Source organism: Anaerofilum hominis (assembly GCF_014287275.1).
Lineage (GTDB): Bacteria > Bacillota > Clostridia > Oscillospirales > Ruminococcaceae > Pygmaiobacter > Pygmaiobacter hominis.
In genome coordinates this window covers 240,706-258,447 of sequence record NZ_JACONZ010000002.1, presented here as the reverse complement: position 1 = coordinate 258,447, position 17,742 = coordinate 240,706, and the positions used below count along the sequence as shown (strand labels likewise).

The window sequence follows — 17,742 nt, the reverse complement described above, 5'->3', positions numbered from 1 at the left end:
TTCTCTGGCAGTGGCTGCCGATTGTGAATTTCACCAATTTGCCGTGTAGTATATTTCTATTTTACACAATGCTTTCGTCTTTTGCAATAGGAATCGACAAAATAACCAGCCGCTTCCTGTGCAACTTGATAAAATTCCCTGCGCACCGGGAAACCGCGCTCAAAAAGCCTCCAAAAAGCGTGCCCGCCCCGCCCGTTTTTTTTATCTTTTGACGGCGCCGCAGGCGGCCCGCAGACAGGCCAGCTCCGCGCCGGTGAGGGGGCGGCTGCCGCCGGGGCCGAGGGCGGGGTCCAGCGGCACGCCGCCGATGGCCACCCGCCGCAGCGCGCACACCCCGGCCCCGAAAACCCCGAACATGCGCTTGATCTGATGATAGACTCCCTGATGCAGCACCACGGTGGCCCGGCAGGGGTCCTGCGGGTCGGCCTCTAGGCCGGCCGGCAGCATGGCCTCCCCGTCCGCCAGGACGACCCCCGCGGCAAAGCCGGCCAGCATCTCCGGGGTCACCGGCGCGTCCAGCAGTACCTGGTAGACCTTGTCCACATGACGTTTGGGCGCCAGCAGGGCGTGGGCAAAGACCCCGTCGTCGGTGAGCAGCACAAAGCCGGTGGAGTCCTTGTCCAGCCGCCCGGCCGGGAAGAGCTCCCGCCGCGGGTACTGCTCCCGCACCAGGTCGGTCACCGTCGTGTCGCGGCCATCCCGGCTGGCGCTGACCACGCCCTGGGGCTTATCCAGCATCAGATAAACATATTTCTGCCAGGACAGCGGCCGCCCCGCCAGCGTCAGGGCGGCGGTGTCCTCTATTTTCTGGTCCGGCCGGCGGCAGACCGCCCCGTCCGCCGCCAGCTGCCCGCTCAGGATGGCCCGGCGCGCCTCCGCGCGCGGGATGCCCGCCGCCTCGGCCAGCAGCCGGTCCAACCGATATTGCGCCATGAACGAGCGCCTCCTTCCGGCCGCCGCCGCGGCCACGGGGATATTATAGCACGGAAAGGCGGTCCTGGGCGAGGAAATATCTGGGCGGCGCCCGGCTGCGGCAGGGCCCGCCGCCGGAAAGTGCGGCACGGCGGCACGGCGCCGCAGCCCCCGCCGTCCTGCTTTTTGGGAGCGATCGGCATTCCCTTTATAAAAAAAGCAGCGGCCGACGGCCGCTGCACAGCGTTGTTTCAGGGCCCGCGCCCGCCTACTCGGAAGGCAGGGCGTCCGGGTTTTGCGCCGCGGCTTCAATAGCCGCCGCAGCCGCGGCGATCTGCTCGTCGATCAGGCCCGCGGCCTGGGCCGCCGCGCTCACCTGCGCCAGCTGCTCGGGCGTCAGCTCCGCCCCCTGCTGCTGGGCCTGCTCGGCGTCGGTCATGGTGGGCACCGTGCCCTCCGGCTGCCCCTCGGTCGGCGCGGCGCTGGGCGCAGGCGAAGCCTCCGGCGCGGCCAGTGCGCTCACCTCGCCGCTCGGCCGGCCGATCAGGTAAGCCCCGATCACCTGTTTTTTGTAGACCAGCAGGATGGCGCTGACCGTGTCGCTCTCGGTAGATCTGTTGGGCGCGACAAAATCCCATTTTTCCACCGTCTTGCCCTTGTACTTGCTCAGGTCCAGGCCGCTCTGCTTGATGACCTCGTTGAAAGCGACGAAGCTGTCGTCCCACTTTTTGGGCACCTTTACCTTATCCACCTTGGCCGTGGAGATGTCCGCCTCCACCCCCATCGAGACCAGATAGGTCACCATGTCGTCGGTGGATTTCACCTTGATCTTGCCCGGCTTTGCCGCCTCCGACGTCCCGGTCAGCGCGGTGGCTTTGGTGTCCCCGTTTTTCACCGCCCCGCTCACCACCACGGCGGACAGCACCAGCAGCGCGGCGCACCCGACCACGACGGCGGCTTTTTTCAGTCCGTTTTTGTTCATTGTAAACACAAACATCTCAGGCCTCCCCGGCAGTTCCCCCTGCCAAATTTACTCCCGCGGGCGGCGCGCCGCCCCGTGTGTCATTTGTACAGATTTATGTCTCTGTCGCAAAAAATAGCACCCGGCGGCAGAAAAATGATACAATTGGGGCGGACAAGCAAAACCGTGTCGGGGCAGCCGGCGGCGGAGAGGGGCGGTCATGGGGATGGATCTGGCAAAAGAGCGGGCGGATTTTCTGGCCGGGCGCAGCTTTACGGCCTGGCGCTGGCTGGGCGGGCGCTTTGCGCCCGGGGCAGAGGGGGCCGTTTTCCGCGTCTACGCGCCGGGGGCCCGCGCAGTCGGGCTGATCGCCGGCTGGAACGGCTGGGCCCCCGCCCCCATGGCCCGGGACGCGGACGGGTTCTGGACGCTGACCGACCCCGCCGCAGAGGAGGGGGGCCTGTATAAATACCGCATCCTGGGGGCGGACGGCCGCACGGTGGACCGGGCCGATCCCTTTGCGCTGTGCACCGAGCTGCGGCCCGGCTGCGCCTCGCGCCTGATACGGCTGTCCCCCACCCGCGCCGCGGCCGGCTGGCGGCCCGCGCCGGGACGGGGCTATGACCGGCCGATGAATATTTACGAGCTGCACGCCGGCTCGTGGCGGCGGCGCGCAGACGGCGGCTGGCTGTTCTACGGGGAGCTGGCCGAACCGCTGATCCCCTATCTGCAGCGGCACGGCTTTACCCATGTGGAGCTGCTGCCGCTGGCCGAGCACCCCTTTGACGGCAGCTGGGGCTATCAGGTGAGCGGCTATTTCAGCGCCACCAGCCGCTATGGGGACCCGCGGGGCCTGCAATACCTGATCGACGAACTGCACCGGGCGGACATCGGGGTGCTGATGGATTTTGTGCCGGTGCACTTTGTGGCCGATGATTTCGGCCTGCACCGCTTTGACGGCACGCCGCTGTACGAATACGACCACCCGGACATCGCGCAAAGCGCCTGGGGCAGCTGCAATTTTGATTATTACAAGCCGGTGGTGCGCTCTTTTTTACAGTCCGCGGCGGATCTCTGGCTCTCTTTTTACCACTGCGACGGGCTGCGGATGGACGCGGTCTCCAACGCGCTTTACTGGCAGGGCGATCCCTCCCGGGGGGTGAACGCGGGCGGGGTGGAGTTCCTGCGCGGGCTCAACAGCGGCCTGCACCGCCGCCATCCGGGCGCGGTGCTGACGGCGGAGGACTCCTCCACCTTTCTCAAGGTGACCGCCCCGGTGGAATACGGCGGGCTGGGGTTCGATTACAAGTGGGACATGGGCTGGATGCACGATACGCTGGACTTTTTTGCCGCGCCGCCGGAGGTCCGCGGGCGGCTGCGGGGCCAGCTGGCCTTTTCGATGCAGTACTTTTCCAGCGAGCTCTATCTGCTGCCGCTCTCCCACGACGAGGTCGTGCACGGCAAAAAGACCATTCTGGACAAGCTGCCCGGCGGCTATGAGGAAAAGTTTGCCCAGTGCCGCGCCCTGTTCGCCTATATGTTCTGCCACCCGGGCAAAAAGCTCAGCTTTATGGGAAACGAGCTGGGACAGTTCCGCGAATGGGACGAGGACCGCGAGCTGGACTGGAACCTGCTGGAATACCCGATGCACGCCGCCTTTGACCGCTGTTTCGCCGCGCTGGGCCAGCTTTATCTGGAGCATCCCGCTCTGTGGGACGGGGAATACGACCCCAAAAACTGGACGGCGCTGAACACCGAGGACCCGGAGGTCTTTGCCTTTTCCCGCACAGGCGGCGGCGAGCGGCTGCTGTTCGCGCTGAACCTCTCCGGCGCGCTCAAGCAGGAGGCGGGGGTGGCCTGGCGGGGCAGCGCACCGCTGCGGGAGCTGCTGAACACCGACGACGAGCGGTTTGGCGGCGGCGGCCGGGTAAACGGCCCCCTGATCCCGGCCTATGGCGGGGTGGTGCTGCAGCTGGCCCCCTTTGCGGCCGCGGTCTTTGCAAAAAGCGGACCGTCCGCCGGCAGGGCCGCCCCCGCAGAAGCGGGCCCCGACGCCCGATCTTGACGTCATCGATCTTACCAAACCAAGTCACGCCCGTCGAAGCGTTCCCTGCCGCCCCGGGACGCAAAGGCTCTGCCCGGGCTGCGGGCCGGGCCGCCGGGGCCGCCGCGCGCCGCTTTCCCCCCGCGCCGCTTTCGGGCGCCTGCGCCGGGGCCGAAAAGCCGTGCTGCCGCAGGAAAGGCGCAAAACCGATATCCTGCCGCAGGAGAAGTGCAAAACCGCGGCGCAGCGTCCTGCGCCTCTTTTTTTCGTTTCCCTCCCCGCCCGGCTGAAAATGTGCTAAAATAGCCTTGTTATCCCCTGTGTCCCGCCATTTTCGCCAAAGGAGTGTCGTTATGGAAAATTCCACCTATGAACTCACCGTTGCCGGGGTCACCCGTCAGCTGCCCATCATCCAGATCGCGCCGGATCTCGCCATCGCCAGCTTCGTCATCCTGGGGGACTGCGAGCTGGTCACCGCCGCCGCCCCGCTGCTGGCCGAACGCCTGCCCGAGATCGACTATGTGGTCACCGCCGAGGCCAAGGGCATCCCGCTGGCCAACGAGGTCAGCCGCCTGCTGGGCCTGCCTTACTATATCGTGGCCCGCAAAAGCATCAAGCCGTATATGAACGCCCCGATCACCGATGAGGTCAACTCCATCACCACCCAAAAGACCCAGGCCCTCTGCCTGGACGGCAAGGATGCGCTGGCCATCAAGGGCAAGCGGGTGGCCATTGTGGACGACGTGATCTCCACCGGCGAAAGCCTTTCCGCGGTGGAGCGCCTGGTGGAAAAGGCGGGCGCCGTCGTGGCGGCCCGCGCCGCCATCCTGGCCGAGGGGGACGCGGCAAAGCGCGCGGACATCCTCTTTCTGGAAGAGCTGCCGCTCTTCCCGCTGTAAGTTTTCCCGCACGCCCGAAAAAAGGCGCTCTCCTGCCAAAGCCGCCTGGAGCGGCGTGGAAGCCGCGCGGGAGCTGAGCCCGCTTTGCGGCGGGTCCAGATCGCTGCGTCCTGCGCCCCGGGCGGCACTGCCGCTGGAACCGTGCCTGTTTTGCGGCGGGCCCGGGCGGTTGGCCGAGGTCTCTCGCGCCGCCCCCGCCGCGGTCCGATCAGAGTTTACTGCAAATGCCCTCTGCCCCGGAGCTGTCTTTCCGGGGCAGAGGGCATTTGCATCTCCAAAAATCACAAAGCCAGCAGCATCGGCAGCGCGATCAGCCCGCAGACCAGGCAGACCGTCCCCAGCACTGCCGCGGGTACGCCCAGATAGCAGCACAGCCAGAGCGCCAGCCTGTGATGCGCAAACCAGCGCTCCCATCTGCGGCGGCGGGCTTCCCTGTTGTATGGCTTCTGCGCGCCGCGGCCGGGCAGCCGCAGGGCCGCCCTTTTTTCCCCGCACACCGCATATGCCGCTTCCGTTGTCCCTGTCATAGCAGATCCTCCCTGCCGCGAAACGGACTTCCCGTTTCCTTTCTTGTGCCCACAGTGTACCATCGCCCGCATAAAACGGGGGTTAACCTTTGCTCCGGCACGCTAAAGTTTTGTAAAGGCGCTTTCGGCATCACTTTTGTCTTAACGGGATCTTTACGCCAACAACAAAAAATTTACCCTCACCTAATCTCAAAGCTCCTATAATGGGCGGTAAGGACAGGCGGCAAAGGGCCGCGCAGGCGCCTTTCCGGACCGTCCAAAAGAGAGGAGATCGGACGCTGTGATCGAATTTCAAAATGTCGCCAAATCCTATAAGTCCAAGACGGTGTTGAAAGGGGTGAGCCTGACGGTGCAAACCGGCGAGCTGGTAGCCCTGATCGGCGCCTCCGGCTGCGGCAAGACGACGCTGCTCAAAACCGTCAACCGGCTCGGGCCCGCCGACAGCGGAGAGATCCTGCTGGACGGCAGGCCCGTCTCCCAGCTGCCCCTCGCCGCTCTGCGGCGCGGCATCGGCTATGTGGTGCAGGACGGCGGTCTCTTCCCCCACCTGACGGTGGAGGAAAATTTGGAGCTGGTTCTCAAAAATGCGAAGGTGCCCGCCGCCGGCCGCACCGCCCGGGCGGCGGAACTGCTGCAAATGGTGGAGCTGCAGCCTGACGAATACCGCATGCTTTACCCCTGCCAGCTCTCCGGCGGTCAACGCCAGCGGGTGGGGGTGGCGCGCGCCTTTGCCGCCGACCCGGCGCTGATCCTGATGGACGAGCCGTTCTCTGCCCTGGACCCGCTCACGCGGGCCGAGCTGCAGGATACGTTGGCCGCCCTGCAGCGGCACACCGGCAAGACCATCCTCTTCGTCACCCATGATATGGACGAGGCTGTAAAGCTCGCCCAGCGCATCTGCTTCCTGGAAAACGGGCGGGTGGTGCAGTACGACACACCGGAAAATGTGCTGCGCAGCCCGGCGGACGGGTATGTGGCCGACTTTGTGGGCAAAAACCGGCTGTGGGGCAACCCGGAGTTCATCAAGGCGCGGGATATCATGAAAAAGAACCCCAGCCGGATCTCCCGCGGGCGGTCGGTGCTACAGGCGCTGCAGGTGATGAACCACAGCGGTGTGGACAGCGTATTGGTCACCCGGGCCGGACAACTGGAAGGGGTGGTCTGGCTGGCCGACCTGCAGAAGTTCAAAGATTACCGCGCCCCACTGGACAATTTTATCTCGCAGGACTATGTCTCGGTCTACGAGGACACCAGCCTGCAAAAGATCATCGACACCATCGACTACAACATTTCAGGCGTCATCCCGGTCCTCAGTCACAAGGGAGAGCTGCTGGGCTATCTGACCAAAAGCATCCTGCTGGCCACTCTCAGCAAACAGTATGAGACGCCTGAGACCCAGAGCGAAAGGAGCGGTGTGATATGACGCTCAACACTCTTTGGACCGCTTTTCTGGACCGGCGCGGTGAGATCTGGGAGCTGTTTTTGCAGCATGTGGACCTGTCTACCATGGCGGTGCTCCTCTCGCTGCTGATCGGCGTGCCGCTGGGGCTGCTCATCACCAAAAACAGGCCCGCCGCCGCCGCGGTGATCGGCCTGGCCAACGTGCTGCAGTCGATCCCCAGTCTGGCGCTGCTGGCTTTTCTGGTTCCCTTTATCGGCATCGGCGAAAAACCGGCTATCCTGATGGTGGTGCTCTATGCGCTGCTGCCGATCATTAAAAACACCTATACCGGCATCACCAGTATCGACCCCAAGCTGCTGGAGGCCGCGGATGGCATCGGCCTCACCCGCCTGCAGCGTCTGTTCCGGGTAGAACTGCCCATGGCCATGCCCTTTCTCATGGCCGGTGTGCGCATCTCGGCCGTAGGCGCGGTGGGCACCGTGACCATCGCCGCCTTTGCGGGCGCGAAGGGTCTGGGCTGGCTGATCAGCCTGGGGCTGAACGGCAACGACCCCAACCTGGTGTTGCTGGGCGCCATCCCCGCTTCCATTCTGGCCCTGCTGGTGGACCTGGTGCTCTCTACCCTGGAAAAGGGGGTCACCGCCGAAGGCCTCAAAAGCCCGGAGAAGATCGTGCTGCGCAGCCGCGCCCAAAAACGTCGCCGTGCGCTGGTCGCTGCTGCCCTGTGCACGGTGCTTCTGACGGTGCCGGTCGGCTCCGCCGCCGCCGGGGCGTTGGACGCCTCGCAAAAAAGGATCACCGTGGGCACCTCAAACTTCACCGAGGCGATCGTTCTGGGTTACATTTATGAGACGCTGATCGAGGAAAACACCGACATCCAGGTAGAGGAACGGTTCAACCTGAACGGCTCGCCGCTGAGCTTTTCGGCGCTGGAGCGGGGCGACATCGACATGTTCACCGATTACACCGGCATTGCCGGTCCCATCCTGCTGGGGCTGCCCACCGAGACCGACACCCAAAAGGTCTACGACGACGTGGCGCGGCTGATGCGGGACGAACACGGCGTCGCCGTCTCGGCTCCGCTGGGCTTTTCCAACGAATACGTGATCAGCGCCAGCCCGGAGGCCGCCGCGTCCTATGGGCTGGACACTCTGTCGGATCTTGTGGATAATGCCCAGTTCCTGCGCTTTGGCTGCACCACTGCCTTTACACAGCGGGAAGACTGCCTGCCCAAGATGGAATCTCAGTTCGGCATCCATTTTAAAGAGGTCGTCGGCCTGGAAGGCAACATCCGCTATCAGGCCATCGACTCGGGCGAGGTGGATGTGACCGACGCCTACTCCACCGATGCGATGACGGTCAAGGTGAAGCTGATCCCGCTCACGGACGATCTGGGCTTCTTCCCGCCTTACCAGGCCATCAATCTGGCGCGGCAGGACACGCTGGACCGCTATCCCGAGCTGGTACCGCTGCTGGCCAGGCTGGAAGGCGGTATCACCACCGAAGAGATGGCCCGGATGAACTATGAGGTGGACGTGGAAGGCAAAAATCCCAAAGATGTGGCCGTCGCTTTCCTTACCGGCAAAGGCCTCATTTGACCTCTGACCTCCCGGAGCAGTCGCGGACACACCGCCTTTTCCCACGCAATGCAAAGGGCCGTCGTTTGCGCGGCGGCCTTTTACGGCGGCGGGAAACGCTGCGAAAAAACGCTGCAAAACGGCCCCACAAAAAAAATGCATAAAAAGTGAGACGCTTTCCGACGGCCGGCCCAGCCGCAGGCGTCTCCCTTTTTGCGCGCCGGACACAGGTAAGGAGCGGCGTATCTGGCCGCCCGCATTTCTTCGGTTTCAGGCGTTCCTACGTCCATGCCCTCGCCGGGTTTGGGCTGTCAGAGAAACTGCGCAGCCTTACGAACGCCCCATCGCCCTCTCCCCGGCGCGCGCTGCCGCCCCGGCAGGCCGCAGCCTTTTGTCTCTGTCGCCCAGCCGCTTCAACCGTCCGCGCTGCCGTTCTCTCGTATCTCCCCCAGACGAGGCCTGCTTATTTTTTGCGCCGCCTTTGGACAGGGGAAGCGATACTGCAAGTTTGGTGAGCCTGTCAAACAAAATTTTTTGCATCTATTGACTTTTAGTTTTTATTGATATACTATATTAATAAAGATTAATTATCATGCCTCGCAGTTTTTTTTACCAGGCGCGATACCGCTTTCACGGCATTTTACAAATGCCGGCACGGCCGCCGGCCCTGGCCGGGGCTCGCCTGCAAAGCACTCTTTCCGTGCGCATACGGGAGCATCCCGTAAATAAAATAGATGTAAGGAGAACAGCGACATGAGAAGCATCACCACATTGGACCTGCAGTACGCACACCGATTTTACGGATTCAAGGGCGAAGCGCAGTACCTGCACGGCCACACCGGCATTTTGACCATCGAAGTGGAGGATTCGATCAACGACGGGGTCAACATGGTCTTTCCCTGTAATGAGATCCAGAAAGCCGCATGGGCCGTGCTAAAAAACTTTGATCACGCCCTGATCCTGCGGGAGGACGATCCCCTGCTGCCCGCCGTGCTGGACGTGTATGAAAAACAGGGCATCCGGGACGGTGCGCCCACCAACCAGATGAAGGGCCCCGCTTTTAAAACGGAACTGGCAGCCGCCTATCCCGAGTGCCGTTTGGTCGTCACCAAAGAGACCATGACCGTTGAGGGCATGATCAAGATCGTTTACGACCTGTTGAAAGATCAGCTGAACATCGTCAAACTCACCTTCACCAGCGGCGTCAACGCCGCCTGTGCGGAATTTGAGACCAGAAACAAGATCGACCGCTGCCCTCTATGCGGTATCGCCCTGGATGAAAACGGCGTATGCCCCAAGTGCGGATACCGAAAGTAAAAGACAAGCAAAAAACGAGCAGCACATCCCAAAATGGATGTGCTGCTCGTTTTTTGCGCTTTTCGGGCAATCGGCTCCCGCCCGGCAGGGCCGGTCCCCTGACCAGCCGTCCGGCCCTGCAAAGCAGATCCCGGCGCGGCGACAAAAGGCCGTGCCGGGAGAGATCTCCCCTCCGGCCGGAGAAGTACGCCGCGCCGTTTTTATCTCATGCTGGGGCGCCGGCGCTTGACACATCGCTGTTTTTCGCTTTCTCCCCGCTCCCCAGTTCCCGCTCCAGCGCCAGGCCCATCTGGGAGAGTACCGTGCGCACAAACAGCATCTGCTCGTCCCCGGCCTGCCCGCCGCCGCAGAAAACGCCCAGCACCCCCAGCACCCGGCCGGAACTGCGGATGGGCAGATAGAGCCAATGGGACTCGCCGTAAAACGCAGTGCCCGCGCCGCAGGGCGTGGCGTTGACCAGGCACCAGCCCGGCAGGGCCTCCCCCTCCAGGTCCGCGGGATCGTCGAACTGCGCCGCGATATAATAGGGTTTTGACAGTCCGGCGGAGGGACTTGCCACATAGGCCACGCAGCGGTCGCCGCGGGCACTGTATAGGCTGCGCAAACCGTAATAGACGATATTGTCCACCCCCGACAGGTTCAGATAACCGCTGCTGATCTCAAACAGGGCCTGGGTGCGCCGCGCCAGATCGCGGGCCAGGCGCTCCTGCTGCTGCAGACGGGTGACCAGTACCGCAGTCAGCAGGGAGACGACCAAAAAGATGCCCATCGTCAGCAGCAGGTTGGGATCGCTGACCTTGAACGAAAGGCGCGGGTCGGTGAAAAGAAAATTGAATACCAGCATACAGACCGCCGCAAACCCCATGCCGAACAAATAGCCGCCCGTCTCCAAAATGATGATGATGGTGCCCAGCAGGTAGATCATCAAGCAATTTTCCGTATGGGCCCCCAACTGCTGCAGGGCCAGCGCCAGCAGGGTGCACAGCGCCAGCGCGGCGGCCGCTTTTCCGTAATTCAGAGCGCCGCAGCGGACCGTCCTTTTTTCTTTCATCTGCGCATCCTCCCTTTCAGCTGACCCGCCAGAGCGGCGGCCCCGTTCTTCAGATCTCCTGCCGCCCGGACGGCGGCAAGCAGCACCACATAGATCTCCAGCCGGCCCAGCAGCATACCCGCGGTCTCGGTCCAAAGCACGCCCGCGGGCGCGTCAAAGGCAGTGATGCCCGCGGACAGGCCGACCGTGCCCAGCGCCGAAGAGAACTCGAACATGCTTTCCGCCAGTGGGTAGCCGTAACAGCTGAGGATAAAACTGCCCAGCGCAAAGACTGCCAGATACAGCAGCACAAAACCCGCCACTTCGCCGCGGGTGCGCGTGCCGACCTGCTGAAGGCCGTCCGGCCTGCGGATCGCATCGTCGTGCACCACCCGCCGGTGGGAAAATTTGTCCCGCAGCGTCCAGATCAGATCCTTATATAAAATATAGATCCGGAACTGCTTGATGCCGCCCGCCGTGGACCCGGTGCCGCCGCCGATCAGCTGCAGCAGGATCAGGACCAGCAGCGCTGCGCCGGGAAAGCCCGCAAAACCAGGGATGGACTGAAAGCCGGTGGTGGTCAGAGCGCTGACGGTCTGAAACAGGCCGTCCCGCAGCGCCCGCGGCAGCGTGTCCGACAGGCCTCCCGTCAGCAGCAGCCCCGCCAGCAGCGGGGACACAAAAGCGGTCGCAAAAAGGCAGAAGCGCACCTCACAGTAGCCAAAAAAATTTTTCAGCCTGCCCCGGATCAGATAGAGATGGGCCAGAAAATTGGTGCAGCCCAACAGCATCAGCAGCACGGTGACCAGCTCGATGGCCGGGCTGTCATAATAGCCGATGCTGGCGGCCCGGGTGGAAAAGCCCCCGGTGGAGAGGGCGGCGATGGAGTGGTTGAGCGCGTCGAACCAGTCCATGCCGAAAATGCTGTACAGCACCGTTCCGGCCAGGATGTACCCCGCGTAGATGGCCAGGATGGTGCGGGCGGAGGACGCCAGGTTCGGCAGCAGCCGGTCCGCATGCCCCTCGGCGCTGTACAGCCGCATGCCATAGCTGTCGGAAAGCACCGACAGCATCACCAGCACCAGGCCCACCCCGCCAAAAAACAGCATTACGCTGCGATACATCAAAAAGATGCGCGGCGCGGCTTCCACCTCCACCACTGACAGCCCGGTGGTGGACCAGCCGCTGGTGCACTCAAAAACAGCCTGTGTGAAATTATAGTTGCCGGTGAGCAGGAAAGGGATCGCGCACAGGGTGATCGCCAGCAGCCACGCGCCCACCACGATGACGGCGTCCTGGTGCTTGCGCAGCCGGCCGCGCGGCCTGCCGCGGATGAGCAGCGCCAGCAGATAACCGCCCAGCACCGCGCCGCAGCCGGGCAGAATGAAAAAAACAGCCTGTCCCCCCTCGTCCGGGTAGGCGGGCAACACCAGCAGCGGCAGCAGAATGATGCCGCCCAGCAGCATCAGGATCACCCCGAAATAGCCCAGGATCAGCCGCCAGCCCTCCGCCTGCCGACAGGAAAAACATTCACACAACGCCGTTGCCTCCCCGCAGCGCCGCGACGACGCTCTCCCGCAGGGCGGCGGGCGAGAGCACCAGCAGCTTGTCGTTTGCCAGCACCTGAGACTCGCCCCTTGCCACCAGCATATCCCCGCCGCGCAGGATGCAGCAGATGACCGCATCCTGCGGCAGCGGCAGCCGGGCCACCTTTTTCCCGGCTGCCGGGCTTGCGGCCGTGATCAGCAGTTCGGTGAGGGAAAGCCGTCCGTTTTCCAGCGGCAGGGTATCCACCATGCCCTCCACCGCGGCGGCTTGTTCGATATACTGAGACGCCAGATAAGCGGCGCTGAGCGCGGTGGTGACCCCCAGCTTTTGAAACAGCTCGACGCTTTTGGGACTGGCGACCACTGCCAGTGTGCGCTTCACATGGTACAGCCGCTGCGCGCTCTGGCAGATCACCAGATTGTCCGCATCGCTGGGGCGCAGCGCCACCAGCAGGTCAAACCCGTCGATCTCAGCGTCGTCCAGCACATAGCGCTTGCAAGGATCGCCGCAGATCACCGGGATATGATGCTGGCGGGAGAGATAAGCGCAGTAGTCCGGGTCGTCATGCAGCGCCACGACCTGATGGTGCCTGCTCAGCAGCAGCCGGATCAGATAATCCGCTTTGCCGCGCCCGCCCGCGATCGCGATCCTCATGTGAAAATCCCCCCTCTGCGCGGCGTCCCCGCCTCATCGGCGCTCAGCAGGCTGACAGCGCTGAACGCATCCATCGACAATTGGGCCGGGCAGAGCACATGGATACCGCTCCCCTCCACCAGATAGGACAGCTCTGGGTCGTCAAACCGGGCAAAAACCTGCCCCAACCCGAACAGCCGTCCCGCGATCTGGGCGATCATGCAGTTCACATTGTCGTTCTCGGTGGCCGCCACCAGCAGTCCCGCCGTCTCGACGCCCGCATCCCGCAAAATATCCGGGTCCGTGGCATCCCCCTGCAGCTCAAAACCGGCAAATTCTGCCGGCAGCCGGCGAAAGGCGCGGCCGTCCCGGTCGATCACCGTCACACTGTGCCCGCGGGCACTGAGCATCGAGGCCAGACCCGACCCCAGCCGCCCGCAGCCCGCGATCAAAATACCGTTGTTCCTTTTTGCCCTCACGGCGCGTCCCATCCCTTCTTTTTTCTCGGTCCGGTGTTAGTATACCTTTTCTGCGATTAGCGCGGCATTATGGTTTTGGGGGTTCCATTAACGCCGCGTTAATATTTCTGTCCGGCGGCGATGCGCGCCGCGTCCCGGTTTGGACTTTTGTGAAAAATCGATCTCCTCCGCCGCTTGCCAACACCCTTTGACGGCCCGCGCGATATCGAGATATCCTGTACGGATAGAGGATCGGAGAGAGGGGGCGGTCATAGAACAAACGTCCGTGGTGCTGATCGTCGATGCAGACCGCGTCCTGCGCCGTTTGCCGCGCGCCGCGCTGCGGGGCGGCGTCTACCCGCTGCGTCCGGCCGCTACCGCCACCGAGGCCGGGGTACCGCTCGCCCGTTTGGACGCGGTGCTGCGGGACCCGGACCTGCCGGACTGCGGCGGCTGGTCGCCGCTGGACCGCGTGACCCGTCCCGGCGTGCGCCCTGCCTGGCGATGAGCGAAGCGCGGCCGGGAGATCGGGGCCCAGGCCGGTCTCACTCAGCAGCGCCCGGACCAGGCACGGAAAAGGCGGGGCAGGAGCGCCGGCTCGTTCAAGTCATGGCCTCCCCTAAAAGGGTCGGCATGACGAGCGGCCTATAAGGACGCAACAGAAGCCAGCGCCCAGAAGACGCTGGCTTTCACTTTGTTCAAGCTGCGGCGGCATCACTGCTTGCCGCCCTGGAAAAGGGTCTACATACTTTTTTCCTCAAAAAGATGTTCTTTTGTTTAAGCTTTGATCCCACCCGCATAGCGGGCGGTTATCGTCCCTTTGCCTTTGCCAAAGGGACGATGCTAAAACCCAAAAGCAAAAAGGCGCGGGGCCAGCCCCGCGCCTTTTTTCAATTTGCCGCAACGCCAAAGCGGTTTTCCACCGCCGCCCTGCACGGCGGCCGTACAGGACCGCCCGCTCTCCCGCTGCGGCCCTTGGCTCAGGCCGTGCGCCCCACCTCGTCGATGGTCAGCGCGCTGGTGTGGGCGATGGGGTCCCAGCTCTTCTGGCGGCGCACCATGCTGACCAGGGTGATGACCATCCAGCTGCCCATGAACAGCCAGAACGAGAGGATGCTCTTGGCCATGCCGGGCAGAGGCGTCTTTTTCATCAGCACCGCGGCCAGGGCCACCACCGCGCAGCCCACGGCGCTGGCCAGCACCGAGCCCGCCGCCGCTGCCGCCGCGATGAGCAGATGCACCGGCTCCAGCCTGCCCTGCCAGATCATCAGCCCCGCGGCCAGGGCCCCGGCCGCGGCCGACGCCACCTGGATGATCGGGGAGAGAAAGGTCAGATACATGTCAAAGCTCACCATGTCATGCTCTGACACCGCGTGCGCGAACAGACGGCCGCCGTAGAGCTCCAGCCCCTGCAGGCTGCCGGTGGTCCAGCGGCGGCGCTGCTTCCAGGACTGGCGGAACGTCAGCGGCTGCTCGTCGTAGATGACGGCCTCGGGCACAAAAAAGACCCGCTCGCCCGCCAGCACGCACTGGGCGCTGAACTCGTAGTCCTCGGTCATGGTGCGGGTGTTCCAGCCGCCCAGGCGGCGCAGCAGCGCGGCCGTGACCATAAAGCCGCTGCCGTTTACCAGCGCCGACAGGCCCAGCACGGCGCGGGCGTTGTTGTAAAAATGACTCAGCATCCAATAGCAGATCGAGTAACAGCCGGACACCGCGCTCTGGCGCGGGTTCTTGCTGTCCCGGAAGCCCTGCGCCGCACCCGCGCCCGCCTGCCGGGCGTCGTTCATGCGGGAGAGGAAAGCCGGGTCCACCAGATTGTCGGCGTCAAAGACGCACATGGCGTCGTAGCCCTCGGCCAGCACCACCTTTTCCACCGCCTGGCGCAGCACCTCGCCCTTGCTCTTCACCTGCCCCTGCGGGCGGAAGATGCGGGCCCCGTGGGCGCGGGCCGCCACTTCGGTGCCGTCGGTGCAGTTGTTGGGCGCGACGATCACGTCGTACAGGGCGCGCGGATAATCCTGGCGCAGCAGACTGTCCACCAGGTTGCCGATCACGGCCTCCTCGTTGCGGGCGGCGATCACCACCGCGAAGCGGGTCCTGGGGGCGGCGGGCTCATAGTGGGCGCGGCGGCGCAGTCCAAACAGCGCGATGCCCGCAAAGTACAGGCCGTAAGCGGCCAAAAACAGCCCGGGCACGGCCATCAGTGCGATCAACAGGTTCAGTGACATGGCGGTCAGCTCCTTTTTTCTCCCTGGGGGAGACGGGGATATTTTTGCGGGGATGCCGGGCGTTTGCCCAAGACGCGGCCGTCGGTCCGTGAGGCCTGTCCCCGCTTTTGATTCTAGCATTGAAACGACCGGCAGGGAGAAAACTCTTCAAAACTGTACCGCTTTTTTACAGGAAATTTTCACCGGCACGCCCCGGCGCCCGGCGGCCGCCCCCCAAACGCTCCTCTGCAAACGCCGCTTTTTCTTCCGCCCCGTCCTTGCGCCGCCCCCGAAAAACGCCCGCGCGCCGTTTCACCGGGCCCCAAAAGCGCCCGCGCCCCCCTGCGCCGTCCTGACGGCCGCGTATTGTAATTTTTTTCCGTTTCCATTACTATATAGACTGTCAGAGCAAGATCCGCGCGCCGCGCAGCAAAAGGAGGGGACCGGGATGGCAGAGGGCAGACCACGCAGGGACAATCTGTATTATTCCGCCAACCTGATCGGCATGGCGGTGGGGCTTTATCTGCTGCTGGGCCAGCTGCTGCAGGCCGCCCTCTCGGCCGCGCTGGGCGCGAACCTGCCGGGCGCAGGCGCGGCCAACCCCGCGGGCATCCCGGTGTGGGCCGCAATGCTGCTCAACTGCCTTGCCACCTGCGTCAACCTGGCCCTGCCCCTTTTCTGCCTGCGCCGGTGGGCCAGGCCCCTGGGGCTGCCCCGCCGCCCGCTGCGCCCGCCGTCCCGGCAGGTGGCGCTGCTGGGCATCCCGCTTTTTCTCTGCTACACCACGCTTTGCAGCGCCCTGTCCAACCTGGTGCGCATCCTGCTGGGCTTTGGCGGCTATACCCCGCCCGCCGCCGTCCGCCTGCCCGACAGCGCGGGCGGTCTGGCGCTGGCTTTCGTCGCCATCTGCGTGCTGCCCGCCGTGCTGGAGGAGCTGTTTTTCCGCGGCGCGATCCAGGGCATCCTGGCGCCTTACGGCGACTGGTTCTCGATCATCGTCACCTCCGCCCTCTTTGCGCTGCTCCACTCCGATCTGTCCCAGCTGCCCTCCATCTTTGCCCTCTCGCTCTTTCTGGGCTATGTGGCGGCTGCCACCAAAAATGTGGGCAACTCCATCCTGCTGCACTTTGTGAACAATGTGTCCAGCTTTCTGCTGCTCTGGTCCCAGCAGCAGATGGACGGCACCAACGCGGTGGGCCTGTCGGCCATTCTGTTCACCCTTTACTTTGGCGCCGGGCTGCTGGCGCTGGCGGCGCTGATCCGCCGCGGCGGCGCAAAAAAGCTGCCCTGCTACCCCACCCGCAAAAACCGCATGGGCCGCACCGAGCGCATCCTGTCGGCCCCGGTCTTTGTCTTTATGCTGCTGATCCTGATTCTGACCGCGATATTGGAGTATTTCAGATGAATGAGAGAGACGACGACTATTTTATGGGCCTTGCGCTGGAACAGGCGCGCCGCGCCGCCGCCCTGGGCGAGGTGCCGGTGGGCGCGGTCGTGGTGCGGGACGGCCAGGTGGTCGGCGCGGGCCACAACCGGCGCGAGACCGGCCGCAGCGCCCTGGCCCACGCCGAGCTGGCCGCCATCGACGCCGCCTGCCGGGAACTGGGAGGCTGGCGGCTTTGGCAGTGCGACCTCTATGTGACGCTGGAGCCCTGTCCCATGTGCACGGGGGCTATCATCAACAGCCGCATCGTGCGGGTGGTCTACGGCGCCGCCGACCCCCGCGCGGGCTGCTGCGGCAGCCTGATCGACCTGACCGCCCTGCCCTTTAACCACCGGCCGGTGCTGGTGCGCGGCGTCCGGGAGGCCGAATGTGCCGCCCTGCTGACGGAATTTTTCAAGGACCTGCGGCAGAAACGGGCCGAAAAGCGCGTCCCGCCCGGGCAGGGGAACGCGCAGTAGCCGATCCCGGCCGCCCCTCCGCACCGCCCAGAGCGCGGGGCGGCTGCCTGCCCCGGTGCGCCCGGTCCGGCAGGGAAAGCGCCCATCGTCCCGTCGCCCCATGACCGGCATACCCTGCGCGCTTCCGTCTCTCCCCACGGGAATCCCGGCAGGCGGGCGCGGGCACTGGTTACCGTCGGGCGCTGGTGCAGGTGCCGGGGTAGACGGACACGCACAGGTAATGTGACCCCGTGGGGCGGCAAAACCGAAGCCGCGGCTGCGGATGGACGTCTGAAATGCAGACCCACATACCCTCCTCCGGCACGGTGCCGGGCCGGGCGCTGAT

The 17,742-nt window shown here is 64.3% G+C and carries 16 protein-coding genes; 8 read left to right on the top strand and 8 right to left on the bottom strand.

The window, feature by feature from the left end:
• Positions 1-201: 201 nt before the first annotated feature.
• The gene (locus H8S23_RS06330) at positions 202-933 is read right to left on the bottom strand and encodes a pseudouridine synthase (protein ID WP_186887485.1); all 732 of its coding nucleotides are present in this window, start codon (positions 931-933) and stop codon (positions 202-204) included.
• Positions 934-1,180: 247 nt separating this feature from the next.
• Positions 1,181-1,909: a DUF4830 domain-containing protein gene (locus H8S23_RS06325; RefSeq protein ID WP_186887484.1), complete on the bottom strand. Its 729-nt coding sequence runs from the start codon at positions 1,907-1,909 to the stop codon at positions 1,181-1,183.
• 184 nt (positions 1,910-2,093) lie between these two features.
• On the opposite strand from H8S23_RS06325, the gene glgB reads away from it, so the two are divergent.
• Positions 2,094-3,938: a 1,4-alpha-glucan branching protein GlgB gene (glgB, locus tag H8S23_RS06320; protein ID WP_243165911.1), complete on the top strand. Its 1,845-nt coding sequence runs from the start codon at positions 2,094-2,096 to the stop codon at positions 3,936-3,938.
• A gap of 332 nt (positions 3,939-4,270) precedes the next feature.
• Positions 4,271-4,816 (top strand): phosphoribosyltransferase family protein, encoded by a 546-nt coding sequence (locus tag H8S23_RS06315; protein WP_186887483.1) that lies wholly within the window; start codon positions 4,271-4,273, stop codon positions 4,814-4,816.
• Positions 4,817-5,097: 281 nt separating this feature from the next.
• Here H8S23_RS06315 and H8S23_RS06310 read toward each other — a convergent pair whose 3' ends face one another.
• The gene (locus H8S23_RS06310) at positions 5,098-5,343 is read right to left on the bottom strand and encodes a hypothetical protein (protein ID WP_186887482.1); all 246 of its coding nucleotides are present in this window, start codon (positions 5,341-5,343) and stop codon (positions 5,098-5,100) included.
• Positions 5,344-5,623: 280 nt separating this feature from the next.
• Here H8S23_RS06310 and H8S23_RS06305 point away from each other — a divergent pair, with 280 nt between their 5' ends.
• The 3 genes from H8S23_RS06305 to H8S23_RS06295 all read left to right on the top strand — a co-directional run bounded on the left by H8S23_RS06305 (position 5,624) and on the right by H8S23_RS06295 (position 9,639).
• Positions 5,624-6,766, top strand: a complete 1,143-nt coding sequence (locus H8S23_RS06305; protein WP_186887481.1) for a betaine/proline/choline family ABC transporter ATP-binding protein — start codon at positions 5,624-5,626, stop codon at positions 6,764-6,766.
• Positions 6,763-8,343 carry an ABC transporter permease/substrate-binding protein gene (locus H8S23_RS06300; RefSeq protein ID WP_186887480.1) on the top strand — a complete coding sequence of 527 codons (1,581 nt, stop codon included), beginning with the start codon at positions 6,763-6,765 and terminating at the stop codon, positions 8,341-8,343. The genes H8S23_RS06305 and H8S23_RS06300 overlap by 4 nt, the downstream gene beginning before the upstream one ends.
• 732 nt (positions 8,344-9,075) lie before the next feature.
• The gene (locus H8S23_RS06295) at positions 9,076-9,639 is read left to right on the top strand and encodes a 6-pyruvoyl trahydropterin synthase family protein (RefSeq protein WP_186887479.1); all 564 of its coding nucleotides are present in this window, start codon (positions 9,076-9,078) and stop codon (positions 9,637-9,639) included.
• Positions 9,640-9,844: 205 nt separating this feature from the next.
• On the opposite strand, the gene H8S23_RS06290 is transcribed toward H8S23_RS06295, so the two are convergent.
• Genes H8S23_RS06290 through H8S23_RS06275 form a run of 4 tightly spaced genes read right to left on the bottom strand, consistent with a single transcriptional unit; the run spans position 9,845 to position 13,329 of the window.
• Positions 9,845-10,690 (bottom strand): DUF4118 domain-containing protein, encoded by an 846-nt coding sequence (locus tag H8S23_RS06290; RefSeq protein WP_186887478.1) that lies wholly within the window; start codon positions 10,688-10,690, stop codon positions 9,845-9,847.
• A complete protein-coding gene (locus tag H8S23_RS06285) occupies positions 10,687-12,207 on the bottom strand; it encodes a TrkH family potassium uptake protein (RefSeq protein ID WP_243165910.1) in 1,521 nt (506 codons plus the stop codon). Before H8S23_RS06285 ends, H8S23_RS06290 begins: the two co-directional genes overlap by 4 nt.
• On the bottom strand, positions 12,200-12,871 hold the full coding sequence (locus H8S23_RS06280) for a potassium channel family protein (RefSeq protein ID WP_186887477.1): 672 nt from the start codon (positions 12,869-12,871) through the stop codon (positions 12,200-12,202). The genes H8S23_RS06285 and H8S23_RS06280 overlap by 8 nt, the downstream gene beginning before the upstream one ends.
• Positions 12,868-13,329 (bottom strand): potassium channel family protein, encoded by a 462-nt coding sequence (locus tag H8S23_RS06275; RefSeq protein ID WP_341479900.1) that lies wholly within the window; start codon positions 13,327-13,329, stop codon positions 12,868-12,870. The genes H8S23_RS06280 and H8S23_RS06275 overlap by 4 nt, the downstream gene beginning before the upstream one ends.
• Positions 13,330-13,594: 265 nt before the next feature.
• On the opposite strand from H8S23_RS06275, the gene H8S23_RS06270 reads away from it, so the two are divergent.
• A complete protein-coding gene (locus H8S23_RS06270) occupies positions 13,595-13,816 on the top strand; it encodes a hypothetical protein (RefSeq protein ID WP_186887475.1) in 222 nt (73 codons plus the stop codon).
• 472 nt (positions 13,817-14,288) lie between these two features.
• Here H8S23_RS06270 and H8S23_RS06265 read toward each other — a convergent pair whose 3' ends face one another.
• Positions 14,289-15,536, bottom strand: a complete 1,248-nt coding sequence (locus H8S23_RS06265) for a glycosyltransferase family 2 protein (protein ID WP_186887474.1) — start codon at positions 15,534-15,536, stop codon at positions 14,289-14,291.
• A 427-nt stretch (positions 15,537-15,963) separates the two neighbouring features.
• On the opposite strand from H8S23_RS06265, the gene H8S23_RS06260 reads away from it, so the two are divergent.
• The gene (locus H8S23_RS06260) at positions 15,964-16,920 is read left to right on the top strand and encodes a CPBP family intramembrane glutamic endopeptidase (protein ID WP_186887473.1); all 957 of its coding nucleotides are present in this window, start codon (positions 15,964-15,966) and stop codon (positions 16,918-16,920) included.
• Positions 16,917-17,417, top strand: coding sequence for a tRNA adenosine(34) deaminase TadA (tadA, locus tag H8S23_RS06255; protein ID WP_186887472.1), 501 nt, complete (start codon positions 16,917-16,919; stop codon positions 17,415-17,417). The genes H8S23_RS06260 and tadA overlap by 4 nt, the downstream gene beginning before the upstream one ends.
• The last annotated feature ends 325 nt before the right edge of the window (positions 17,418-17,742 follow it).